Raw genomic sequence first — 19,910 nt, 5'->3', positions numbered from 1 at the left:
GAATTAAGGTCTTATCCTTCGATAATAGTAATAGTTGATTATTATAATTAGACTCTTCTTCGTTTTGGAGGTCTACATCCATTGTGTGGTATTGGAGTTACATCGATAATCTCAGTAACTTCTATACCTGAGTTATGTAAAGATCGTATAGCGGATTCTCTTCCGTTTCCAGGACCTTTCACATATACTTTTACTTTACGCAAACCTGCTTCGTGTGCAACTTTACTTGCATCTTCAGCAGATAATTGTGCAGCATAAGGTGTGTTCTTTTTACTACCTCTAAAGCCCATCTTACCTGAAGATGACCAGGAAATAATATCGCCGTTTTTGTTGGTTAACGAAACGATGATATTATTAAAAGAGGCAGATATATGAGCTTCGCCATATGCATCTACAACTACTTTACGCTTTTTTGTTGTTGACTTTGCCATTTTACTTATTATTTAGTTACCTTTTTCTTGTTAGCAACTGTTTTTCTTCTTCCTTTTCTTGTACGCGAGTTGTTCTTGGTTCTCTGACCTCTCAGCGGTAGTCCGGTTCTGTGTCTTATTCCTCTGTAACAACCAATATCCATCAATCGCTTGATGTTGATTTGTACTTCAGATCTCAACTCTCCTTCGATGGTATAATGTCCAACTTCTTCTCTGATCTTACCGATTTGATCATCATCCCAATCTGAAACTTTGATACTTTCGTCTACACCGGCATTCTTAAGAATGTTTTGAGCTCTGCTCTTTCCGATTCCGAAGATATAGGTTAAAGCTATAACTCCGCGTTTTTGTTTTGGTATATCTACACCTGCAATTCTAGCCATAATTATCCTTGTCTTTGTTTAAATTTAGGATTCTTTTTGTTGATGACATAAAGACGTCCTTTTCTACGAACGATCTTACAGTCAGCACTTCTCTTTTTTATTGATGCTCTAACTTTCATAGTATTTAATATCTATAGGTTATACGAGCCTTAGATAAATCGTAAGGACTCATTTCTAATTTTACTTTATCACCTGGTAAAAGTTTGATGTAATGCATTCTCATCTTACCAGATATATGAGCGGTAACGATATGCTCATTTTCAAGTTCTACTCGAAACATTGCGTTGGACAATGCTTCAATAATAGTTCCATCTTGTTCTATCGAGGGTTGTTTTGCCATAATTATGCGACTGCTTTTCTATTTTTACCAGATTTCATTAATCCATCGTAATGTCTATTCAACAGGAATGAATTCACTTGCTGAATAGTATCTATCGCGACACCTACCATAATAAGCAATGATGTACCTCCAAAGAAAAGCGCCCAACCTTGTTGAACATTCAAAAGTGATACCACAATTGCAGGGAATATAGCTAACAATGCCAAAAATACAGAACCTGGTAAGGTGATTTGTGACATAATTCTATCCAGGTATTCCGCAGTTTCAGAACCAGGTCTTATGCCAGGAATAAATCCACCGCTGCGCTTAAGGTCGTCTGCCATTTTATTGGTAGGGACTGTAATCGCTGTATAGAAATAAGTAAATACGATGATCAAAAGTGCAAATACAAGATTGTACCAGAATCCAAATATATTTTGAAAAGCTGCAGTAATACCCTGAGCCATTTCAGTATCGGATAGACCGGCCACTGCTGCAGGAATAAACATGATCGCCTGAGCAAAAATGATAGGCATCACACCAGAAGCATTCAACTTCAAGGGGATAAACTGTCTTGCACCGCCTACAGAAGCTTTTTCAAACTTACCGGAAGCATTCTTTCTTGCATATTGTACCGGGATTTGTCTTACAGCTCTTACCAACATAACGGAAGCAAGGATAATAACAAACCAGATTACCAATTCGACTAAGATTAAAATCAATCCTCCATTAGATTCAAATACTCTGGAAACAAATTCCTGAATAAAGGCCTGAGGAAGTGTGGCAATAATACCAACCATAATCAATAAGGATATCCCATTACCTATGCCTTTATCAGTGATTTTTTCACCCAACCACATGGCAAAAATACACCCGGTGGTAAGTATGATCACAGAAGAAGCAACAAACGTAAATGTGCTATCCATCAAAAATGCTGAAGGAGGTAAGGTATTATACAAATTGATGATGTATCCAGGGCCTTGAACCAAGGTTATAGCAATGGTTAACCATCTTGTAATCTGTGTAATCTTTTTCCTTCCACTATCGCCTTCTTTCTGAAGTTTTTGAAGATAAGGAATAGCAATAGTCATTAACTGAACAACAATAGAAGCAGAAATATAAGGCATGATTCCTAACGCAAAAACGGAAGCATTCGAAAATGCTCCACCGGTAAAGGCGTTGAGTAAACCAAGAATTCCACTGTCGGTTTGGGAAGATAAGCTAGCTAACTGAGCAGCATCAATTCCAGGTAATACGATTTGAGCACCAAATCTGTAAACCAGCAGCAAACCTAAAGTGAGAAGAATTCGATTTTTCAATTCTTCTATTTTCCAAATATTCTTTAATGTTTCAAAAAACTTCATAAGGTGATTAGTTAAATAGTGATCGCTTCTCCACCAGCTGCTTCAATTGCAGATTTTGCTGAAGCAGAAAATTTGTGTGCAGAGACTTTCAATTTGGCTTTTAGTTCACCTCTTCCTAAAACTTTAAGAGGCAAGTTTTTATTGACCTGATCCATAGCGTGCAATGTTCCAAAATCAACAGCATCTGAAATAGACTTGTTGTCTACCAGTTCCTGCAAACGATCCAGGTTGATTGTTTGGTATTCCACTCGATTTGGATTTGTAAATCCAAATTTAGGAACACGTCTTTGCAATGGCATCTGTCCACCTTCGAAACCAATCTTTCTGGAATAACCAGAACGTGATTTCGCACCTTTATGTCCTCTACCAGCAGTTCCTCCGTTTCCAGTACCTTCTCCTCTTCCGAGTCTTTTGGTGGTGGTCTTTACAGAACCTTTGGCAGGTCTTAAATTGTGTAATTCCATAGTATTAGTTTATTTCTTGTACAGAAACTAAATGTTTAACTTTATTAATCATACCCATCAAAGAATCTGAAACTTCAAATTCGTTGGATTGGCCGATTTTTCTCAAACCCATTGCTTCCAAAGTAAGCTTCTGGTTTTTTGGTCGCTTGATAGCGCTCTTGGTTTTTGTAACTTTAATTTTAGCCATAATAAGGGTCTTAACCATTAAATAATTTCTCGAGGGTAATTCCTCTTTGTCTAGCTATCTGCTCAGCACCTCTCAATTTCAAAAGGGCATCAAAAGTAGCTTTCACCATGTTATGCGGGTTAGATGAGCCCTGGTTCTTAGAAAGAACGTCATGTACACCTACGGCTTCCAAAACCATACGGGTTGGACCACCAGCGATAACACCTGTACCTTCTGAAGCCGGTAATAAGAAAACTCTGGCACCCCCATACTTACCCAACTGCTCATGTGGCAATGTAGATTTGTAAAGCGGGATTCTGACTAAGTTTTTCTTAGCATCTTCAACGGCTTTAGAAATAGCATCGGCAACCTCTTTAGATTTACCAAGGCCTTGTCCTACAACACCGTTTTCATCACCTACAACAACAATAGCAGAAAATCCAAATGCTCTACCACCTTTTGTAACTTTAGTAACACGTTGAACTCCAACTAAACGATCTTTAAGATCCAGTCCACCTGGTTTTACAGTTTCAACATTTTTATAATCTTGATACATATTTTAAAATTTTAAGCCTCCTTTACGAGCACCTTCGGCTAATGATTTTACTCTACCGTGGTATAAATAACCACCTCTGTCAAAAGAAATTGAATCTATATTTTTGTCCAAAGCTTTTTTAGCAATGGCTTCACCAACAATTACAGAAGCCTCAGACTTTGTTTTGTCGGTAACATCAATTTCTTTATCTCTTGAAGATGCTGAAGCTAATGTAACTCCATTAACATCATCAATCAATTGCGCATAGATGTCATTATTACTTCTGAACACGGAAAGCCTAGGCTTAACCGGAGTTCCAGTAATTGTTTTTCTAACACGCTTGCGTATCTTAAGTCTTCTTTTTTCTTTAGAAAATCCCATAATTAAGCTGATTTACCTGCTTTTCTTCTTATATATTCACCTACGTATCTGATACCTTTTCCTTTGTAAGGCTCAGGTCGTCTAAATGAACGAATTTTAGCAGCTACTTGTGAAACAAGTTGTTTGTCAAATGACGATAATTTTATAATCGGATTCTTACCTTTTTCTGAAATAGTTTCCAACTTTACTTCAGGCGCCAAATCTATAACAATGTTATGAGAAAAGCCAACAGCGATATCTAATTTTTGACCTTGATTGGAAGCTCTATAACCAACCCCTACAAGTTCAAGTTCTTTCGTAAAGCCTTCAGTAACTCCCTGAATCATGTTGAATACAAGTGATCTGTATAAACCATGCTTCGCTTTGTGAGTTTTCTTATCGGAAGGTCTTTCAAAAAGGATTTCATTATCCTCAATTTTGATAGTGATTTCGCTGAAGGTTTGTTTTAACTCACCCAGCTTACCCTTTACTGTAATAGTATCGTCTGTTAAATCGACTGTAACGCCTTCTGGAATACTAACTGGACTGTAACCTATTCTTGACATAATTTTTGTCTTTTTATATTAGTATACGTAACAAAGGATTTCACCTCCAACATGTTCTCTCTGAGCCTGCTTTCCTGTCATAACTCCTTTAGAAGTAGAGACTATGGAAATTCCTAAGCCATTCAGTACTCTTGGAATATCTTCCGAACCGGAATATTTTCTCAAGCCAGGCTTACTTACTCTCTGTAATTTTTTGATCACAGGATCGTTTGTAAACTTGTCGTATTTCAAAGCTATCTTGATCACACCTTGGGTCTCATCATCGATAAACTTATAGCTCAGGATATATCCTTGATCGAACAATATTTTTGTGATTTCCTTCTTTAGGTTAGAAGCCGGTATTTCAACAACTCTGTGAGAAGCCAAAACTGCGTTCCTAACTCTAGTTAAATAATCTGCAACTGGATCAATATTCATTTTATTGCATTTTTTAAATTAATTACCAACTTGCTTTTTTAACCCCTGGGATAAGACCTTGATTGGCCATCTCTCTAAACGTAACTCTAGATAGTCCAAACTGTCTCATGTATCCCCTTGGTCTACCTGTAAGCTTACATCGATTATGCAGTCTCACAGGAGAAGCATTTTTCGGTAGTTTTTGTAAAGCTTCAAAATCTCCAGCTTCTTTCAAAGCCTTTCTTTTTTCAGCATATTTTTCAACCATCTTCTGGCGTTTCACCTCACGGGCTTTCATTGATTCCTTTGCCATAATTATTTCTTTTTAAATGGTAACCCCAATTCTGTTAATAAAGATTTTGCTTCCTGATCAGTTTCTGCTGTAGTCACAAAACTTATATCCATCCCTGAGATTCTATTTACTTTATCAATGTTTATTTCAGGAAAGATAATCTGTTCAGTAATACCTAAGTTGTAATTTCCTCTACCATCAAATCCGTCTGGATTGATACCGTTGAAATCTCTTACTCGGGGTAATGCCGAAGTAATTAATCTATCCAAAAATTCATACATTCTATAGCCACGAAGAGTTACTTTAACACCAATTGGCATTCCCTTTCTTAATTTGAAAGAGGCAACATCCTTTTTTGACATAGTCTGAACAGCTTTCTGACCAGTGATCATAGAAAATTCTTCGATAGAGTGATCTATCAGTTTTTTATCTGCGATTGCTGCGCCAACCCCTCTACTCAAAACAATTTTCTTGAGTCTTGGAACTTCCATAGTGTTTGAATAACTATACTCTTCACGAAGAGCCGGAAGTATTTTGCTGTTGTATTCTTCTTTTAATCTTGGTACGTAACTCATAATTAAATCACTTCATTTGTTTTCTTAGCAACTCTTACCTTCTTGCCATCTTCTATTTTGGTTCCAAGTCTTGTCGTCTCACCATCTTTAGTGATCAGAGAAAGGTTTGAAATGTGAATAGGAGCTTCTTTCTTAGTAATTCCACCTTGTGGATTTGTTGCAGAGGGCTTTTGGTGTTTAGAAATCATATTGACTTCCTCAACAATGGCCTTATCTTTTTTTACAAGTATATCTAATACTTTGCCTTCTTTTCCTTTATGATCTCCAGCGATAACTCTTACTTGATCACCTTTTTTAATTCTACTTCTTTTCATGATGATAGATTTAAAGCACCTCTGGTGCCAGTGAAACAATTTTCATAAACTGGTTTTCACGAAGTTCTTTGGCAACTGGTCCAAATACACGTGTACCTCTCATTTCTCCTGTTGGGTTCAATAAAACACAGGCGTTGTCGTCGAAGCGGATATAAGATCCATCCGGACGTCTTACCTCTTTGCTTGTTCTTACAACTACAGCTGTAGAAACAGCACCTTTCTTAATGTTTCCATTTGGAGTAGCTTCTTTAACGCTGACTACAACTTTATCGCCAACCGAAGCATATCTTCTATTCGTACCCCCTAGGACACGAATAACTAAAACTGATTTAGCACCAGTGTTGTCTGCTACTCTTAATCTTGATTCTTGTTGTACCATAGTTATTTAGCTCTTTCAATTATATCAACCAATCTCCAGCGTTTTGTCTTGCTAAGAGGTCTTGTCTCCATAATTCTTACTGTATCGCCGTCATTGCAGTCATTTTTTTCATCATGCGCAACGTATTTTTTCGTTTTTAAAACGAACTTACCATACATTGGATGCTTTATTTTTTTGACTTCAGAAACGACAATGGATTTATCCATTTTGTTGCTTGTCACAACACCGATACGTTCTTTTCTTAAATTTCTTTTTTCCATTGTAAGTAGAATTAATCTAATTCTCTTTTTGTAATTTCGGTAGCGATTCTCGCAATTGATCTTCTAAGTTTTTGAATCTCAGAAGTATTTTCTAGAGGAGATAGAACATGGGTCATCTTCAAATCAGACAATTTTGTCTTGTGATTATTCAACTCTTCATGCAATTCTTCTACCGAAAATTCTTTTACTTCAGATTGTCTCATCTTTATTTATTCTTGATAATCTCTAGCGACTATAAATTTTGTTTTTACGGGTAATTTTTGGGCTGCCAATCTCAGTGCTTCTTTAGCAACGCTTTGCGGAACACCTCCGATTTCAAATAAAATACGACCTGGCTGAACGACAGCTGCCCAGTATTCTACTGCACCTTTACCTTTACCCATACGGACTTCAAGAGGCTTTTTGGTAATAGGTTTATCTGGAAATATTTTGATCCAAATAGAACCTTCCCTTTTCATGTAACGCGTTGCTGCGATACGTGCGGCCTCAATTTGTCTTGCTGTAACAAAAGAAGAATCTAAAGATTTGATTCCAAAAGTACCGTTTGAAAGTCTGTGTCCTCGTTGAGAGACCCCTTTCATACGACCCTTCTGCTGTTTACGAAATTTTGTTCTTTTAGGCTGTAACATTTCTTATCTTAATCTTTAATGATTATTTTCTACGACGTGCTTTAGGTCGTCTCGCTTTTCCTTTAGTCTCATTCTTAGCTAGGCCAACCAATGGAGATAACTCTCGTTTTCCATAGACTTCGCCTTTCATGATCCATACTTTGATACCCAATCTACCATAGGTAGTGTGAGATTCTACCAAAGCATAATCAATATCAGCTCTAAACGTAGACAAAGGAATTCGTCCTTCTTTATAAGTTTCAACACGAGCCATTTCTGCCCCGTTCAAACGTCCAGATACCTGTACTTTAATCCCCTCAGCATTCATTCTTATAGCTGCTGCAATTGCCATTTTTGTAGCTCTTCTGTAAGAAATCCTGTTTTCAACTTGTCTTGCTATACTGGTAGCGACAAGATGGGCATCTAATTCGGGTCTTTTGATTTCAAATATGTTTACCTGAACTTCCTTATCCGTAATTTTCTTGAGCTCTTCTTTCAACTTGTCTACCTCTTGGCCACCTTTCCCGATAATGATACCCGGTCTGGCAGTAGTGATAGTAACGGTTACAAGTTTAAGCGTACGCTCAATGATTACGCGTGAAACACTAGCTTTAGATAAACGGGCATGGATATACTTTCTAATCTTGTGATCTTCTACAAGATTTTCACTATAGTCCTCGCCTCCGTACCAGTTGGATTCCCATCCTTTAATGATACCAAGTCTATTACCAATTGGATTTGTTTTTTGTCCCATAGTCTATCTAGCTTTCAGTGTTATTTTTTTCTCCTAGTATAAGAGTGACATGATTCGAACGCTTACGAATTCTATGTGCACGACCTTGTGGGGCCGGACGCAAACGCTTTAACATACTGCCACTATCTACTTTAATTTCCTTTATAAAAACGCCAGCCTGCTCAATATCCGCATCTTCGTTTTTAGCTTGCCAGTTTGCAATAGCAGAAAGAACTAATTTCTCCAATCTACCAGAAGCCGCCTTGGTGCTAAACTTTAAGATTTGCAGTGCATGACCAACATCCTTACCTCTCACCAAATCAGCAACAAGTCTCATTTTACGCGGAGATGTTGGACAGTTGTTCAATTTTGCAATAGCAAGTTGACTTTTCTGTTCCTTGAGCTCTTCAGCTCTATTTCTTTTTCTTACTCCCATTGTTCAATTATTTTTTTCCTTTATTCTTTGAACCCTGATGACCTCTGAAAGTACGGGTAAGAGAAAACTCTCCCAGTTTATGTCCCACCATGTTTTCGGTTACGAAAACAGGTACGAATTGTCTTCCATTGTGGACACCAAAAGTCTGACCAACGAAATCAGGAGTAATGGTGGATGCTCTTGACCAAGTTTTGATTACAGATTTTTTACCTGAATCAAGGTTTTGACCAACTTTCTTTTCTAATTTATAATGGACAAAAGGTCCTTTTTTTAATGAACGTGCCATATCTTATTTCTTTTTACGCTCTATGATGTGCTTATTACTAGACTTCGTCTTAGAACGTGTTTTATAACCTTTAGCAGGTATACCATTTCTTGATCTTGGATGACCTCCGGAAGATTTACCTTCACCACCACCCATTGGGTGATCCACAGGGTTCATCACTACAGGTCTTGTTCTAGGTCTTCTTCCTAACCATCTGCTTCTACCAGCCTTACCTGAGATCGTTAACTGATGATCACTGTTGGATACCGCACCTACTGTAGCAATACAGGAAGCCAATACCATTCGAGTCTCCCCGGATGGAAGTTTGATAGTGACATACTTGCCCTCTTTAGCCATCAATTGTGCAAAAGTTCCAGCACTTCTCGCCATAACAGCGCCTTGCTCAGGTCTTAATTCCACACAGGAAATGATGGTTCCAAATGGAATCTGAGACAACGGCATTGCATTACCGATTTCAGTAGGAACTTGCGAACTTCCTGAAACTATCTTTTGACCAACCTTAATTCCGCTTGGTGCAACGATATACCTCTTCTCTCCATCTTCGTATTGTAACAGGGCAATAAATGCAGTCCTGTTTGGATCATACTCTACAGTCATGACTTCAGCCTGGATATCTTTCTTATCCCTTTTGAAGTCGATAATTCTGTAACGCTTCTTGTGACCACCACCGATGTAGCGCATGGTCATCTTTCCTTGATTATTTCGTCCACCTGAACGTTTGCGAGAAGCAAGCAGGGATTTCTCCGGCTTGCTGGCAGTTATGGCATCGAAGCCATTAGCTACCTTAAATCGCTGTCCTGGTGTGTTTGGTTTTAATTTTTTAACCGACATGTTTTAAGCTTAAAGATTACTATACAAATCAATTGTTTCTCCTTCAGCTACTTTTATAATAGCTTTCTTGTACGCCGATGTCTGACCTGTTACCATTCCCGTTTTTGTATAACGCGATTTGATCTTAGGAATCACATTTAATGTACGTACTTTTTCTACCGTAACGCCATAAGCTGACTCAACAGCCTCCTTAATTTGGATTTTGTTGGCATTACGATCTACGACAAACGAAAAAGCATTTCTTAATTCGCTTTCATTTGTTGCTTTCTCTGTAATAATTGGTTTTACCAAAATGCTCATAGCTACTATTTGTTGAGATTATTTTGTAATTCTTCTAATCTGCTTTCAGTAATCAATAAAACGTTGCTATTTAAAATATTGTAAGTGTTTAATTCTGAGACATTTACAACTTTAGCAGATTTCAAATTACGGGACGACAAATATACGTTTTTATTCGACTCATCCAAGACAAGTAAAGATTTTTTATCTCTAATCTTCAGATTATCAAGAACATTAAGAAATTCCTTTGTTTTAGGAGTTTCGAAACCAAAATCTTCAATAACCATCAATTCGTTGTTCTTGAATTTTTGAGACAAAACAGTCTTTCTAGCCAATCGCTTAAGCTTTTTATTAAGCTTGAAATGATAGTCTCTTGGTCTTGGACCAAACACTCGACCACCACCTTTAAAGATTGGCGATTTAATACTACCGGCACGAGCGGTACCCGTTCCTTTTTGTTTCTTTATCTTTCTTGTACTACCAACGATTTCAGCTCTTTCTTTAGCCTTGTGAGTTCCCTGACGCTTGTTAGCCAAATGCTGCTTAACATCAAGATACACCACGTGATCGTTAGGTTCCAATCCAAAAACAGATTCAGAGAGTTCGACCTCTCTACCTGTTTCTTTTCCTTTTATATCTAAAACTGATACTTTCATTACTTCTGAATAGTTACATAAGTGTTATTGTGTCCAGGAATACAGCCCTTGACCACGATCAAGTTCTTTTCAGGAACAACTTTCAACACTTTTAGATTTTGAACTTTTACTTTTACATTTCCCATTTGTCCACCCATTTTCATTCCTTTGAAAATACGAGCCGGATATGAGGCAGCACCTACAGAACCAGGAGCTCTCAACATACTTTGTTGACCGTGAGTTCGTTCCGAACCACTAAAGCCATGACGTTTTACAACCCCCTGGAATCCCTTTCCTTTAGATGTAGCACTTACGTCTACAAATTCATTTTCTTTAAATAAGTCTACAGTGACCTCGTCACCTAACTTATACTCTTCTTTAAATCCTTGGAATTCCATGACTCTACGTTTGACAGAAGTACCAGCTTTCTTAAAGTGACCTAAGGCCGCTTTAGTGGCATTTTTGTCTGATTTGTCATCGAAACCAAGTTGAAGCGCTTCATACCCGTCAACCTCGTTGGTTCTGACTTGGGTAACTACACATGGACCAGCTTCAATCACAGTACACGGAATGTTTTTTCCGTTCTCGTCGAATAGACTAGTCATGCCGATTTTTTTTCCTATTAACCCAGACATAATTAATTTTTGATTATTACTATTTATTTAAAAAAAATTCAGGACAAAAAATACCTCGCCCTGAATGTATTTTTCTTCCGTTTTTCCCTCGCCAAACGCTCAGGACATGTTAATTCTCAACTCGTGAGAATTTTATAAAGATTCCCGTTTGCACGGGAATCTACTTATACTTTAATCTCTACTTCTACCCCACTTGGTAATTCAAGCTTCATCAAAGCATCAATCGTTTTTGATGATGAGCTATAGATATCCAGCAATCTTTTGAAAGAATCCAGCTGAAATTGCTCTCTCGCTTTTTTGTTGACGTGAGGAGATCTTAATACCGTAAAGATTTTACGCTTGGTAGGTAGTGGTATTGGACCAGTAACTACAGCACCTGTGGTCTTCACCGTTTTTACAATCTTCTCAGCAGACTTGTCTACCAAATTGTAGTCGTATGATTTTAGTTTAATTCTTATCTTCTGACTCATAATAAGCTATAATTATTCGTTTAAACCTTTAGCATTCTTGATTACTTTCTCAGAAATACTCGCAGGCGTTTCTTCAAATCTTAAAAATTCCATTGTGGATGTAGCTCTACCTGAAGACAATGTTCTCAACGTAGTTACATATCCAAACATTTCTGAAAGCGGCACATCAGCTTTGATGATTTTTGCACCAGATCGGTCGGACATGTTATTCACCTGTCCTCGTCTTCTGTTCAAGTCACCTACGATATCCCCCATATTTTCCTCTGGGGTTACCACTTCAACTTTCATTATTGGCTCAAGTACGATAGCACCTGCTCCTTTTGCAGCAGATTTGAAACCCATTTTAGCAGCAAGTTCGAAAGACAATTGATCAGAATCCACAGGGTGGAAAGATCCATCCTTAAGGGTTACTTTCAATGTGTCCATTCTAAACCCGGCTAAAGGTCCGTTTTTCATAGCTTCCTGGAAACCTTTCTCTACTGAAGGAACGAATTCTTTAGGAATTCTACCTCCTTTGATCTGGTCAACAAACTGCAAGCCTGGTCCTTCAAAGTCTTCATCTACAGGTCCCATTTCAAAAACAATATCAGCAAACTTACCACGTCCACCAGACTGTTTCTTGTAAACTTCTCTAACTTCTGCAGTTTTAGTAACCGCTTCTTTATATTCTACCTGAGGTTCTCCTTCGTTAACTTCCACCTTAAATTCACGTTTTAAACGATCTACTAAGATTTCAATATGAAGTTCACCCATACCAGAGATAATCGTCTGTCCGGATACTTCATCGGTCTTCACCTGGAACGTAGGATCTTCTTCAGCCAGTTTTCCAAGGGCAACACCTAATTTCTCAACATCTGCTTTGGTTTTTGGCTCAACCGCTATACCGATAACCGGCTCAGGGAAAGACATAGATTCCAAAACAATAGGATGTTTCAAGTCTGTAAGGGTATCTCCGGTTTTAATATCTTTAAATCCAACTGCAGCACCAATATCACCAGCCTCAATAAAATCAATAGGCTCCTGTTTATTGGAATGCATCTGATACATTCTTGAAATACGTTCTTTTTTACCAGAACGGTTGTTCAACACGTAAGACCCTGCTTCCAGTCTACCGGAATAGGTTCTAAAGAACGCTAAACGCCCTACGAAAGGATCGGTAGCAATCTTAAATGCAAGAGCAGAAAATGGAGAGTCCACGTGTGGCTTTCTCGTTTCAACTGCACCCGTATCTGGGTTTTCTCCTTCAATAGCTTCAACGTCTACCGGAGAAGGTAAATATCTCATCACAGCGTCAAGCATAGCCTGAACACCTTTATTTTTAAATGCAGAACCACACATCATCGGTATGATAGACATATCGATGGTGGCCGCTCTTAAAGCTGCTATAATTTCATCTTCAGTGATAGAATCTTCATCTTCGAAGAATTTTTCCATCAGCTCTTCATCGTATTCCGCTACCGCTTCAACAAGTTCAGCTCTGTATTTTTTAACATCAGCCTCAAGTTCAGCAGGGATATCAATTTCCTCATAAGTCATTCCGAAATCTTCTTCATTCCAGATGATGGCTTTTTTAGAAATTAAATCCACCACTCCTTTAAAGTCGATTTCATCTCCAATCGGCACCTGAAGAGGCACTGGGTTTCCACCCAACATTTCTCTTACCTGAGTACATACATTGAAGAAATTAGCACCTTGTCTATCCATTTTGTTAACGAATCCAAGACGTGGAACTCTATATTTATCAGCTTGTCTCCAAACGGTTTCAGATTGTGGCTCAACACCATCGACAGCACTAAACAAGGCAACAACACCATCCAGTACACGTAAAGAACGCTCAACTTCAACAGTGAAATCAACGTGTCCAGGTGTATCGATAATGTTTACAATGTATTCATGATCTCTGTAAGGCCATGTACAGTGTGTTGCAGCAGAAGTAATAGTAATACCTCTTTCCTGCTCTTGCTCCATCCAGTCCATAGTGGCAGCACCATCATGAACTTCTCCTATTTTGTGACTTATCCCAGTATAATAAAGGATACGCTCTGTTGTTGTTGTTTTACCAGCATCAATATGAGCAGCAATTCCGATATTTCTAGTAAATTTTAAATCTCTTTGTGCCATTATTTAGAATCTAAAATGTGAAAATGCTTTATTGGCTTCAGCCATTTTGTGAGTATCTAATCTTTTCTTAACCGCTGCACCTTCTTCTTTGGCAGCTGCCATAGATTCAGCAGCAAGTTTTGCCGCCATAGTCTTTTCGTTTCGCTTTCTCGAATAACTGATCAACCACTTCATGGCTGTTGAAATCTTTCTGTCCGGACGAATCTGTGAAGGGATCTGAAAAGTTGCTCCTCCTACTCGTCTACTTCTTACTTCAACGTGTGGCATCACATTCGATAACCCTTCTTTCCAAATTTCCAAAGCGGATTTGTCGTCGTCCTGCTTTTTCTCTTCTATGATATCCATGGCATCATAAAATATTTTGAAAGCGATTGATTTTTTTCCGTCCCACATCATCATGTTGACGAATCTTGTCACTAACTGATCATTAAATCTTGGATCTGGAAGTATGGGACGTTTTTTGGCCTGTCTTTTTCTCATGTCTTTACTTTAACTCTGATTATTTTTTAGGTCTTTTTGCACCATACTTGGATCTGCGTTGCAGACGACCCTCTACTCCTGCTGTATCTAAAGCACCACGAACAATATGGTACCTCACACCAGGTAAATCTTTTACTCTCCCGCCTCTAACTAATACTATCGAGTGCTCCTGTAGATTGTGTCCTTCACCTGGAATGTATGCGTTTACTTCCTTACCATTGGTCAACCTAACACGGGCAACTTTACGCATCGCCGAGTTTGGTTTTTTTGGTGTAGTTGTGTAAACTCGCGTACAAACTCCACGTCTCTGAGGACAAGAATCTAAAGCCGCCGATTTGCTCTTCTTAGTCATCTTGCGTCTTCCTTTTCTTACTAACTGTGAAATTGTTGGCATAGTTTTACTTAAATTATTTTAAAAAAATCTCTTATTTTTAAGGTTTGCAAATGTAGATATATATATTTAATAAACAAAATTTAATCAATTAATTTTCAGTAACTAAGAAATATAAAAGTCCTTAGTTTTAAGGCACGCTATGGAAGACTCCAGATTAATGTATACTATCTTAAAATCAAAAGCGTTTTCCCAGTCCTATTATACATCAAGACCGTCGTTAGTTCTCAGTCCTTATAATGAATAAAAACACACTTTTTTTAATCCTCATCCTTTCACTCACCTCGGCGCTGCGGTCTCAAAGCGTCTTACTCCATATCGAAACCAAACCGGATTCCACACTTCAAAAACAGGACTTTAAATTCAATACCTTCGAAGAAGCTGAAGCGAGTTTAAACGTTAAGATGGACAGCCTTAAGCAGGCAGGTTATCCTTTTCTAATTTCAAAAAAGAATACGATAAACAAGGCGATCTATGTAAACCTGGAATTACATGAAAGAATAGATTCACTCCTTATTACTATTGAAACAGAACACGCCCACCTTATACCCAAAGATTTACCCCTGAAAGATCATCAGGTTAAACTGGCTTATCCAGAAGCGAATCGGTTTCTCAACAGCATCATCTTCAGCTTAAAAAAAGAAGGCTCTCCCTTCGGAAAGGCTTTGCTCACCCAAATCAAAGTCAGAGATACACATACTATAGAAGCCGATTTAAAAATAACAACAGGACTCCAGAGAAGCATTGACAAAATCAACATCAAAGGTTATCCCGCGTTATCCAAGACTTACTTATCTCGATTTTCGAATATAAAAACAGGAGATGTATTTATAGAGTCGGAAATACAGCAAAAAACCGAACAGCTCAACAACATCCCCTTTATTGAAGTAAAAAAACCTACCGAGGTTTTATTTAAAAAAGATTCAACCGAGTTATTTGTCTATCTCGAAAAAGTCAGCTCCAACAGCTTTGATGGATTTTTGGGCTTTGGGAGCACCGATGAAAATGACTTTCAACTGAATGGATACTTCAATATGGTCCTGCTGAATAATCTTGATTTCGGGGAACGCCTGGACATCCGGTATAAAAACAACGGAACAGGTCAGCAAAGCTTTGAAGGACACATCACCCTTCCCTTCCTCCTTAAATCGCCTTTGAGTCTGGAGGCCGGTCTAAGGCTATTCAGAAAAGACTCTTCCTTCTCCAACACCTCTCAACTTATAAATCTAAATTACCAGCTCGATGAACATTTCAGTTTGGAGGGCGGACTGGAATTCACCAACTCTACAAACCTGGAGGGAGAACTGAACACCACATCAGAAATCACTGATTTTAAGTCTACATTTTACGGATTAGGCTTTAAGTTTTACAACTTAGCATCGAGACAAGGCTTTGATGAAGACAGCTTTCTAAACCTGAAGGCTTCTGCAGGCCAAAGAAAAACAGATGCAACATCAGATCAGTATAAATTGACGCTAAGCGGCCAGCATCAGATGGCATTAAACAGGAGGAATCTGCTTTATGTCAACCTTAACAGTGAAGTTTTAATTTCAGAAGCTTTTTTTAACAATGAATTGTTTCGTTTTGGCGGTGTCAATTCCATTCGCGGTTTTATAGAAAACTCGCTGTTTGCCAACAGGTATGCCGTCCTTCAAACCGAATACAGATATGTGCTGGATTCCAACCTTTTTGCGAATACCGTATTGGATTTGGGATATTTCGAAAATAATATTCAAAATATAAACGAGAATTTACTAGGCTATGGGGTTGGCTTAGGCCTGAAGTCCAAAGCAGGCTTATTCAGACTCATCCTAGCAAATTCAATATCTGAGAATCAAGCCACCTCCCTCTCTAACTCCAAAATTCACATCAGCTTCACCTCCTTTTTTTAATTGAGTATCTTATTGCTATTTCAGCATAAACATAAAAGATAAGTAACCATAAGTATAACTTATTGTAAGATGTGTAATATATATAAAAATAATTTAAAGAAAACATAAATTAAAATTGCAAACATGAAATATTTGTATGACTTTTAGCATTGGCTAATTCAAACAATAAACAAAACATGAAGACAAAATTAAATGGAATTTTAACACTACTCTTAGTGTTGGTTGTGCAACTGAGTTTTGCACAAACCAAAACTGTCTCCGGTACGGTGACAGACGACTCCGGACTACCCCTTCCCGGAGCTAACGTTTTGGTAAAGGGAACAAGTATCGGAACGCAAACCGATTTTGACGGTGCGTATGCGATCGAAGCAAGCCCGAACCAGCAGTTGGAATTTTCCTATATTGGTTTTAATACCCAAACCATTCGTGTAGGAGATCAAACAGAAATCAATGTCCAGATGACTCCTGGCGAATCCCTTGATGAGGTCTTTGTTGTCGCCTACGGTTCCTCCAGTTTAGAATCCTTTACGGGTTCAGCCTCTGTTATTGGAGCGAAAGAACTGACCAACAGGAATGTCACCTCCCCTATTGCGGCCATCGAAGGAAAAGCTACAGGTGTACAGTTCACCTCTGCTTCAGGACAACCTGGCTCTTCACCTGGCATAGTCATTCGTGGGGTTGGTACCCTGAATGGAAGTTCAGAGCCGCTTTATATTGTAGATGGTATACAATATGAGGGTGCGCTGAACACCATTAACCAGGAAGACATCGCTTCTTTTACCATTTTAAAAGATGCCGCCTCCACGTCTTTGTATGGATCCAGAGCAGCAAACGGTGTTGTTTTAATCACGACAAAAAACGGTAAAAAGGGAGAGGTGAGAACCACGTTTTCCTCACAACTGGGTATCGTCACTCAGGGAATTCCAAACTATGAGGAATTAAGCCCTGGAAATTATTACGAAACCATGTGGGAAGCTTTAAAAAACTCCAGCGCCGGCAACGGTGATCCGGCCTACGCTTCTGAAAACATTTTTCTTCAGTTAGGATACAATCCATTCAACGTTCCAAACGATCAGATCGTAGGAACTGACGGACGCTTAAATCCCAATGCAGATGTTATTTATGATAGCTTAGACTGGTATGATGTCTTAAATCAGACTGGAATCAGACAGAACTATAATTTCAATGTGTCTGGCGGAGGTGAAAACAACAGAGTATTCTTTTCTACGTCCTATCTGGAAGAAGAAGGTTACGTGGTTACCTCAAAATTTGACCGATTAACCAGTAGATTAAATGGAGATTTTGATCTTAACGACTGGATCACCGCTGGGGGTAGTGCAAACATAACGATCACAGAATCTAGCGGTCCGGCATCGGCCGGTACAGGAAGTATTGTAAACCCTTTCGGTTTCGCAAAGAACATAGGCTCCGTTTATCCTGTTTACGTCAATGATTTAGAAGGAAATATCGTTAGAGATGAAGCCGGAAACCCGGTGTTTGATTCCGGGGAAGGCTTTCCACAGTTTAACATCGGGTCCAGACCTGTGAGCCAGGGACGTCATGCCTTACAGGAGCTCTTATTAAACGACGAGCAAAACCTGAACAATACCTACGGATTCCGATCTTATGTAGATTTCAAAATCCTGGAAGGTCTTAATTTAAAATTAAATTACGGCCGAGACATCAACGAAGGCATCAATAAGAGTTATGAGAATGCTGTTATAGGTGATGCACAGCCTACCGGAAGGTATGGGGAAACCAGATTCAGAAGAGAAGTGGAAAACTTCAACCAGATTTTAACCTATAGTAAAACTATTAATGGTGATCATAATATAGACATCACTGCCGGTCACGAAAGCTTTGAAAGAACCTTTTCATTTAACGAAGGTTTATCCATTGAGCAAACAGCAGAGGGAATTACTGAATTTGCTAATTTCGCGACACCTATCCGCCTGGATGGAGCGACAACGAAAAAAACAATTGAAAGTTACTTTTTAAGAGCCAATTATAATTTTGCTGATAAATATTATATAAGCGCTTCAGGAAGAAGAGATGGATCTTCGGTTTTTGGCGATAATAATAAATACGGTAACTTTTATTCGGTTGGAGCATCCTGGAGAATTGAGCAGGAAAATTTCATGAAAAATCTGGAATTTGTTGACAAGCTGAAACTGAGAGGATCTTTTGGTCAGGTAGGAAACGACCAATTAGGAGACTTCTTTCTGGCTCAACCAAGATACGGTTTGACCTCTAATGCCGGCTCACCCGCCATCATCTGGCAGGATATTGGTAACGCCAACTTACAATGGGAAACCATCGAAAGTTTCGATATTGCCTTAGAGTTTGGTCTTTTCAACAATTTTGTTAACGGCTCTATCGAATATTACAAGAGAAATTCCACAGACCTGTTATACGATTTACCGATTGCTTTGAGTAATGGTTTAAATTCTTATCCTGCAAACATTGCAGACATGTATAACTCAGGCTGGGAAATCGGTTTAGATTTTGCCTTGTATAATGCTAACGATTTCGTCTGGGATTTAACACTTCAGGCCTCTACCTTTAAAAATGAAATCACCAGCATTCCCGATCCTTTTATAACCGGTTCGAAACGCTGGGAAGAAGGAAGATCCAGATTTGATTATTTCCTACTTCAAACCGCTGGCGTAGATCCGGCGACCGGCGACCAGCTGTTCTTAAAATTTGAGTTTGACGAAGATGGCAACAGTGTTCCTGTTCTGGATGCCAATGGTGTACAGGAAACCACAAACGACTGGCAGGATACCGAAAGAGCCTATACCGGAGACAGTTCCATTCCAGATTTATTAGGTTCGGTAGCCAATACTTTCAGCTATAAGGGATTCAACCTGAATATCTTAGTTACTTACGGAATCGGAGGTAAATTCCTGGATAATGGTTATTCTGCCATGATGCATAGCGGAAGTTTTGGAAGCTCATACCATCCGGACATTCTAAATGCATGGCGTCAGCCCGGAGACATTACCGATGTCCCTAGACTGGAGTCTGGAAATCCAAACCTGGTAAGAACCCAGTCCAGTAGATTCTTGACCGATGCTTCATTCTGGTCTCTAAGGAATGTAAACCTGGGTTATACCTTCGACAAATCTCTTACCAGCCAGTTAGGTGTAGATAATCTTACCCTTTCTGTCATTGGAGAAAACCTGTACTTAAAGAGTAAAAGAGAAGGTCTGGACCCACAGTACAACCTGGGAGGAACTCCAGCAGGTAACGATTATAACCCGGCAAGAATTTTATCTCTGGGATTAAATGTTGCATTTTAATAACTAA

Annotated in this window: 31 protein-coding genes; 2 read left to right on the top strand and 29 right to left on the bottom strand. The window is 38.7% G+C overall.

Annotation, left to right across the window (positions count from 1 at the left end; genetic code table 11):
* Positions 1 to 47: 47 nt before the first annotated feature.
* The 29 genes from rpsK to rpsL form a co-directional block, all read right to left on the bottom strand.
* Positions 48 to 431, bottom strand: a complete 384-nt coding sequence (rpsK, locus tag G3567_RS11695) for a 30S ribosomal protein S11 (RefSeq protein ID WP_093364575.1) — start codon at positions 429 to 431, stop codon at positions 48 to 50.
* An 8-nt stretch (positions 432 to 439) separates the two neighbouring features.
* Positions 440 to 814, bottom strand: coding sequence for a 30S ribosomal protein S13 (gene rpsM / locus G3567_RS11690; protein ID WP_164005501.1), 375 nt, complete (start codon positions 812 to 814; stop codon positions 440 to 442).
* A gap of 2 nt (positions 815 to 816) precedes the next feature.
* A complete protein-coding gene (gene ykgO, locus G3567_RS11685) occupies positions 817 to 933 on the bottom strand; it encodes a type B 50S ribosomal protein L36 (protein ID WP_015361145.1) in 117 nt (38 codons plus the stop codon).
* 5 nt (positions 934 to 938) lie between these two features.
* Positions 939 to 1,154: a translation initiation factor IF-1 gene (gene infA / locus G3567_RS11680; protein ID WP_093364570.1), complete on the bottom strand. Its 216-nt coding sequence runs from the start codon at positions 1,152 to 1,154 to the stop codon at positions 939 to 941.
* Between the two features lie 2 nt (positions 1,155 to 1,156).
* Positions 1,157 to 2,497, bottom strand: a complete 1,341-nt coding sequence (gene secY / locus G3567_RS11675) for a preprotein translocase subunit SecY (RefSeq protein WP_164005500.1) — start codon at positions 2,495 to 2,497, stop codon at positions 1,157 to 1,159.
* A gap of 11 nt (positions 2,498 to 2,508) precedes the next feature.
* The gene (gene rplO / locus G3567_RS11670; protein ID WP_164005499.1) at positions 2,509 to 2,961 is read right to left on the bottom strand and encodes a 50S ribosomal protein L15; all 453 of its coding nucleotides are present in this window, start codon (positions 2,959 to 2,961) and stop codon (positions 2,509 to 2,511) included.
* Positions 2,962 to 2,965: 4 nt separating this feature from the next.
* Entirely contained in the window at positions 2,966 to 3,148 is a 183-nt protein-coding gene (gene rpmD / locus G3567_RS11665) for a 50S ribosomal protein L30 (protein WP_093364563.1), read from the bottom strand.
* A 10-nt stretch (positions 3,149 to 3,158) separates the two neighbouring features.
* On the bottom strand, positions 3,159 to 3,683 hold the full coding sequence (rpsE, locus tag G3567_RS11660; RefSeq protein WP_093364561.1) for a 30S ribosomal protein S5: 525 nt from the start codon (positions 3,681 to 3,683) through the stop codon (positions 3,159 to 3,161).
* Between the two features lie 3 nt (positions 3,684 to 3,686).
* Complete coding sequence (gene rplR / locus G3567_RS11655) at positions 3,687 to 4,043, bottom strand: 50S ribosomal protein L18 (RefSeq protein WP_164005498.1); 357 nt, start codon at positions 4,041 to 4,043, stop codon at positions 3,687 to 3,689.
* A gap of 2 nt (positions 4,044 to 4,045) precedes the next feature.
* A complete protein-coding gene (gene rplF / locus G3567_RS11650; protein ID WP_164005497.1) occupies positions 4,046 to 4,588 on the bottom strand; it encodes a 50S ribosomal protein L6 in 543 nt (180 codons plus the stop codon).
* 18 nt (positions 4,589 to 4,606) lie between these two features.
* Positions 4,607 to 5,005, bottom strand: coding sequence for a 30S ribosomal protein S8 (gene rpsH / locus G3567_RS11645; protein ID WP_164005496.1), 399 nt, complete (start codon positions 5,003 to 5,005; stop codon positions 4,607 to 4,609).
* Positions 5,006 to 5,027: 22 nt separating this feature from the next.
* Positions 5,028 to 5,297 (bottom strand): 30S ribosomal protein S14, encoded by a 270-nt coding sequence (gene rpsN, locus G3567_RS11640; RefSeq protein WP_093364550.1) that lies wholly within the window; start codon positions 5,295 to 5,297, stop codon positions 5,028 to 5,030.
* Between the two features lie 2 nt (positions 5,298 to 5,299).
* The gene (gene rplE / locus G3567_RS11635) at positions 5,300 to 5,851 is read right to left on the bottom strand and encodes a 50S ribosomal protein L5 (protein WP_164005495.1); all 552 of its coding nucleotides are present in this window, start codon (positions 5,849 to 5,851) and stop codon (positions 5,300 to 5,302) included.
* A 2-nt stretch (positions 5,852 to 5,853) separates the two neighbouring features.
* The gene (gene rplX, locus G3567_RS11630) at positions 5,854 to 6,165 is read right to left on the bottom strand and encodes a 50S ribosomal protein L24 (RefSeq protein WP_093364545.1); all 312 of its coding nucleotides are present in this window, start codon (positions 6,163 to 6,165) and stop codon (positions 5,854 to 5,856) included.
* Positions 6,166 to 6,175: 10 nt separating this feature from the next.
* Complete coding sequence (gene rplN / locus G3567_RS11625; RefSeq protein WP_019039498.1) at positions 6,176 to 6,544, bottom strand: 50S ribosomal protein L14; 369 nt, start codon at positions 6,542 to 6,544, stop codon at positions 6,176 to 6,178.
* 2 nt (positions 6,545 to 6,546) lie between these two features.
* On the bottom strand, positions 6,547 to 6,804 hold the full coding sequence (rpsQ, locus tag G3567_RS11620; RefSeq protein WP_019039497.1) for a 30S ribosomal protein S17: 258 nt from the start codon (positions 6,802 to 6,804) through the stop codon (positions 6,547 to 6,549).
* Between the two features lie 11 nt (positions 6,805 to 6,815).
* Positions 6,816 to 7,007 carry a 50S ribosomal protein L29 gene (rpmC, locus tag G3567_RS11615; protein ID WP_164005494.1) on the bottom strand — a complete coding sequence of 64 codons (192 nt, stop codon included), beginning with the start codon at positions 7,005 to 7,007 and terminating at the stop codon, positions 6,816 to 6,818.
* Between the two features lie 6 nt (positions 7,008 to 7,013).
* On the bottom strand, positions 7,014 to 7,433 hold the full coding sequence (gene rplP, locus G3567_RS11610; protein ID WP_164005493.1) for a 50S ribosomal protein L16: 420 nt from the start codon (positions 7,431 to 7,433) through the stop codon (positions 7,014 to 7,016).
* Between the two features lie 22 nt (positions 7,434 to 7,455).
* A complete protein-coding gene (rpsC, locus tag G3567_RS11605; RefSeq protein WP_164005492.1) occupies positions 7,456 to 8,166 on the bottom strand; it encodes a 30S ribosomal protein S3 in 711 nt (236 codons plus the stop codon).
* A gap of 7 nt (positions 8,167 to 8,173) precedes the next feature.
* Positions 8,174 to 8,581, bottom strand: a complete 408-nt coding sequence (rplV, locus tag G3567_RS11600; protein ID WP_093364531.1) for a 50S ribosomal protein L22 — start codon at positions 8,579 to 8,581, stop codon at positions 8,174 to 8,176.
* A gap of 7 nt (positions 8,582 to 8,588) precedes the next feature.
* Positions 8,589 to 8,867: a 30S ribosomal protein S19 gene (rpsS, locus tag G3567_RS11595; RefSeq protein WP_093364529.1), complete on the bottom strand. Its 279-nt coding sequence runs from the start codon at positions 8,865 to 8,867 to the stop codon at positions 8,589 to 8,591.
* A gap of 3 nt (positions 8,868 to 8,870) precedes the next feature.
* Positions 8,871 to 9,698, bottom strand: a complete 828-nt coding sequence (gene rplB / locus G3567_RS11590; RefSeq protein ID WP_164005491.1) for a 50S ribosomal protein L2 — start codon at positions 9,696 to 9,698, stop codon at positions 8,871 to 8,873.
* A gap of 9 nt (positions 9,699 to 9,707) precedes the next feature.
* Positions 9,708 to 9,998 carry a 50S ribosomal protein L23 gene (gene rplW, locus G3567_RS11585; protein WP_093364523.1) on the bottom strand — a complete coding sequence of 97 codons (291 nt, stop codon included), beginning with the start codon at positions 9,996 to 9,998 and terminating at the stop codon, positions 9,708 to 9,710.
* A 5-nt stretch (positions 9,999 to 10,003) separates the two neighbouring features.
* Positions 10,004 to 10,633 (bottom strand): 50S ribosomal protein L4, encoded by a 630-nt coding sequence (gene rplD / locus G3567_RS11580; protein ID WP_164005490.1) that lies wholly within the window; start codon positions 10,631 to 10,633, stop codon positions 10,004 to 10,006.
* The gene (gene rplC / locus G3567_RS11575; RefSeq protein ID WP_164005489.1) at positions 10,633 to 11,247 is read right to left on the bottom strand and encodes a 50S ribosomal protein L3; all 615 of its coding nucleotides are present in this window, start codon (positions 11,245 to 11,247) and stop codon (positions 10,633 to 10,635) included. The genes rplD and rplC overlap by 1 nt, the downstream gene beginning before the upstream one ends.
* 164 nt (positions 11,248 to 11,411) lie before the next feature.
* Positions 11,412 to 11,717 (bottom strand): 30S ribosomal protein S10, encoded by a 306-nt coding sequence (gene rpsJ, locus G3567_RS11570; RefSeq protein WP_019039487.1) that lies wholly within the window; start codon positions 11,715 to 11,717, stop codon positions 11,412 to 11,414.
* 12 nt (positions 11,718 to 11,729) lie between these two features.
* The gene (gene fusA, locus G3567_RS11565) at positions 11,730 to 13,838 is read right to left on the bottom strand and encodes an elongation factor G (protein ID WP_164005488.1); all 2,109 of its coding nucleotides are present in this window, start codon (positions 13,836 to 13,838) and stop codon (positions 11,730 to 11,732) included.
* 3 nt (positions 13,839 to 13,841) lie between these two features.
* Positions 13,842 to 14,318 (bottom strand): 30S ribosomal protein S7, encoded by a 477-nt coding sequence (rpsG, locus tag G3567_RS11560; RefSeq protein WP_164005487.1) that lies wholly within the window; start codon positions 14,316 to 14,318, stop codon positions 13,842 to 13,844.
* Positions 14,319 to 14,337: 19 nt separating this feature from the next.
* Entirely contained in the window at positions 14,338 to 14,712 is a 375-nt protein-coding gene (rpsL, locus tag G3567_RS11555) for a 30S ribosomal protein S12 (protein WP_019039484.1), read from the bottom strand.
* 236 nt (positions 14,713 to 14,948) lie between these two features.
* On the opposite strand from rpsL, the gene G3567_RS11550 reads away from it, so the two are divergent.
* Positions 14,949 to 16,601, top strand: a complete 1,653-nt coding sequence (locus G3567_RS11550; RefSeq protein WP_164005486.1) for a ShlB/FhaC/HecB family hemolysin secretion/activation protein — start codon at positions 14,949 to 14,951, stop codon at positions 16,599 to 16,601.
* A 176-nt stretch (positions 16,602 to 16,777) separates the two neighbouring features.
* The gene (locus G3567_RS11545; protein WP_164005485.1) at positions 16,778 to 19,903 is read left to right on the top strand and encodes a SusC/RagA family TonB-linked outer membrane protein; all 3,126 of its coding nucleotides are present in this window, start codon (positions 16,778 to 16,780) and stop codon (positions 19,901 to 19,903) included.
* Positions 19,904 to 19,910 lie beyond the last annotated feature (7 nt).

It is taken from the genome of Psychroflexus aurantiacus (genome assembly GCF_010820555.1).
Classification (GTDB): domain Bacteria; phylum Bacteroidota; class Bacteroidia; order Flavobacteriales; family Flavobacteriaceae; genus Psychroflexus; species Psychroflexus aurantiacus.
Note: the sequence above shows the minus strand (reverse complement) of the source record. Positions and strands in the feature narration are given on the sequence as shown.

What these genes read in the sequence shown, in the direction of transcription:
- rpsK (WP_093364575.1), bottom strand. Translation starts at nt 431, where the DNA reads ATGGCAAAGTCAACAACAAAAAAGCGTAAAGTAGTTGTAGATGCATAT.
- rpsM (WP_164005501.1), bottom strand. Translation starts at nt 814, where the DNA reads ATGGCTAGAATTGCAGGTGTAGATATACCAAAACAAAAACGCGGAGTT.
- ykgO (WP_015361145.1), bottom strand. Translation starts at nt 933, where the DNA reads ATGAAAGTTAGAGCATCAATAAAAAAGAGAAGTGCTGACTGTAAGATC.
- infA (WP_093364570.1), bottom strand. Translation starts at nt 1,154, where the DNA reads ATGGCAAAACAACCCTCGATAGAACAAGATGGAACTATTATTGAAGCA.
- secY (WP_164005500.1), bottom strand. Translation starts at nt 2,497, where the DNA reads ATGAAGTTTTTTGAAACATTAAAGAATATTTGGAAAATAGAAGAATTG.
- rplO (WP_164005499.1), bottom strand. Translation starts at nt 2,961, where the DNA reads ATGGAATTACACAATTTAAGACCTGCCAAAGGTTCTGTAAAGACCACC.
- rpmD (WP_093364563.1), bottom strand. Translation starts at nt 3,148, where the DNA reads ATGGCTAAAATTAAAGTTACAAAAACCAAGAGCGCTATCAAGCGACCA.
- rpsE (WP_093364561.1), bottom strand. Translation starts at nt 3,683, where the DNA reads ATGTATCAAGATTATAAAAATGTTGAAACTGTAAAACCAGGTGGACTG.
- rplR (WP_164005498.1), bottom strand. Translation starts at nt 4,043, where the DNA reads ATGGGATTTTCTAAAGAAAAAAGAAGACTTAAGATACGCAAGCGTGTT.
- rplF (WP_164005497.1), bottom strand. Translation starts at nt 4,588, where the DNA reads ATGTCAAGAATAGGTTACAGTCCAGTTAGTATTCCAGAAGGCGTTACA.
- rpsH (WP_164005496.1), bottom strand. Translation starts at nt 5,005, where the DNA reads ATGAATATTGATCCAGTTGCAGATTATTTAACTAGAGTTAGGAACGCA.
- rpsN (WP_093364550.1), bottom strand. Translation starts at nt 5,297, where the DNA reads ATGGCAAAGGAATCAATGAAAGCCCGTGAGGTGAAACGCCAGAAGATG.
- rplE (WP_164005495.1), bottom strand. Translation starts at nt 5,851, where the DNA reads ATGAGTTACGTACCAAGATTAAAAGAAGAATACAACAGCAAAATACTT.
- rplX (WP_093364545.1), bottom strand. Translation starts at nt 6,165, where the DNA reads ATGAAAAGAAGTAGAATTAAAAAAGGTGATCAAGTAAGAGTTATCGCT.
- rplN (WP_019039498.1), bottom strand. Translation starts at nt 6,544, where the DNA reads ATGGTACAACAAGAATCAAGATTAAGAGTAGCAGACAACACTGGTGCT.
- rpsQ (WP_019039497.1), bottom strand. Translation starts at nt 6,804, where the DNA reads ATGGAAAAAAGAAATTTAAGAAAAGAACGTATCGGTGTTGTGACAAGC.
- rpmC (WP_164005494.1), bottom strand. Translation starts at nt 7,007, where the DNA reads ATGAGACAATCTGAAGTAAAAGAATTTTCGGTAGAAGAATTGCATGAA.
- rplP (WP_164005493.1), bottom strand. Translation starts at nt 7,433, where the DNA reads ATGTTACAGCCTAAAAGAACAAAATTTCGTAAACAGCAGAAGGGTCGT.
- rpsC (WP_164005492.1), bottom strand. Translation starts at nt 8,166, where the DNA reads ATGGGACAAAAAACAAATCCAATTGGTAATAGACTTGGTATCATTAAA.
- rplV (WP_093364531.1), bottom strand. Translation starts at nt 8,581, where the DNA reads ATGGGAGTAAGAAAAAGAAATAGAGCTGAAGAGCTCAAGGAACAGAAA.
- rpsS (WP_093364529.1), bottom strand. Translation starts at nt 8,867, where the DNA reads ATGGCACGTTCATTAAAAAAAGGACCTTTTGTCCATTATAAATTAGAA.
- rplB (WP_164005491.1), bottom strand. Translation starts at nt 9,698, where the DNA reads ATGTCGGTTAAAAAATTAAAACCAAACACACCAGGACAGCGATTTAAG.
- rplW (WP_093364523.1), bottom strand. Translation starts at nt 9,998, where the DNA reads ATGAGCATTTTGGTAAAACCAATTATTACAGAGAAAGCAACAAATGAA.
- rplD (WP_164005490.1), bottom strand. Translation starts at nt 10,633, where the DNA reads ATGAAAGTATCAGTTTTAGATATAAAAGGAAAAGAAACAGGTAGAGAG.
- rplC (WP_164005489.1), bottom strand. Translation starts at nt 11,247, where the DNA reads ATGTCTGGGTTAATAGGAAAAAAAATCGGCATGACTAGTCTATTCGAC.
- rpsJ (WP_019039487.1), bottom strand. Translation starts at nt 11,717, where the DNA reads ATGAGTCAGAAGATAAGAATTAAACTAAAATCATACGACTACAATTTG.
- fusA (WP_164005488.1), bottom strand. Translation starts at nt 13,838, where the DNA reads ATGGCACAAAGAGATTTAAAATTTACTAGAAATATCGGAATTGCTGCT.
- rpsG (WP_164005487.1), bottom strand. Translation starts at nt 14,318, where the DNA reads ATGAGAAAAAGACAGGCCAAAAAACGTCCCATACTTCCAGATCCAAGA.
- rpsL (WP_019039484.1), bottom strand. Translation starts at nt 14,712, where the DNA reads ATGCCAACAATTTCACAGTTAGTAAGAAAAGGAAGACGCAAGATGACT.
- G3567_RS11550 (WP_164005486.1), top strand. Translation starts at nt 14,949, where the DNA reads ATGAATAAAAACACACTTTTTTTAATCCTCATCCTTTCACTCACCTCG.
- G3567_RS11545 (WP_164005485.1), top strand. Translation starts at nt 16,778, where the DNA reads ATGAAGACAAAATTAAATGGAATTTTAACACTACTCTTAGTGTTGGTT.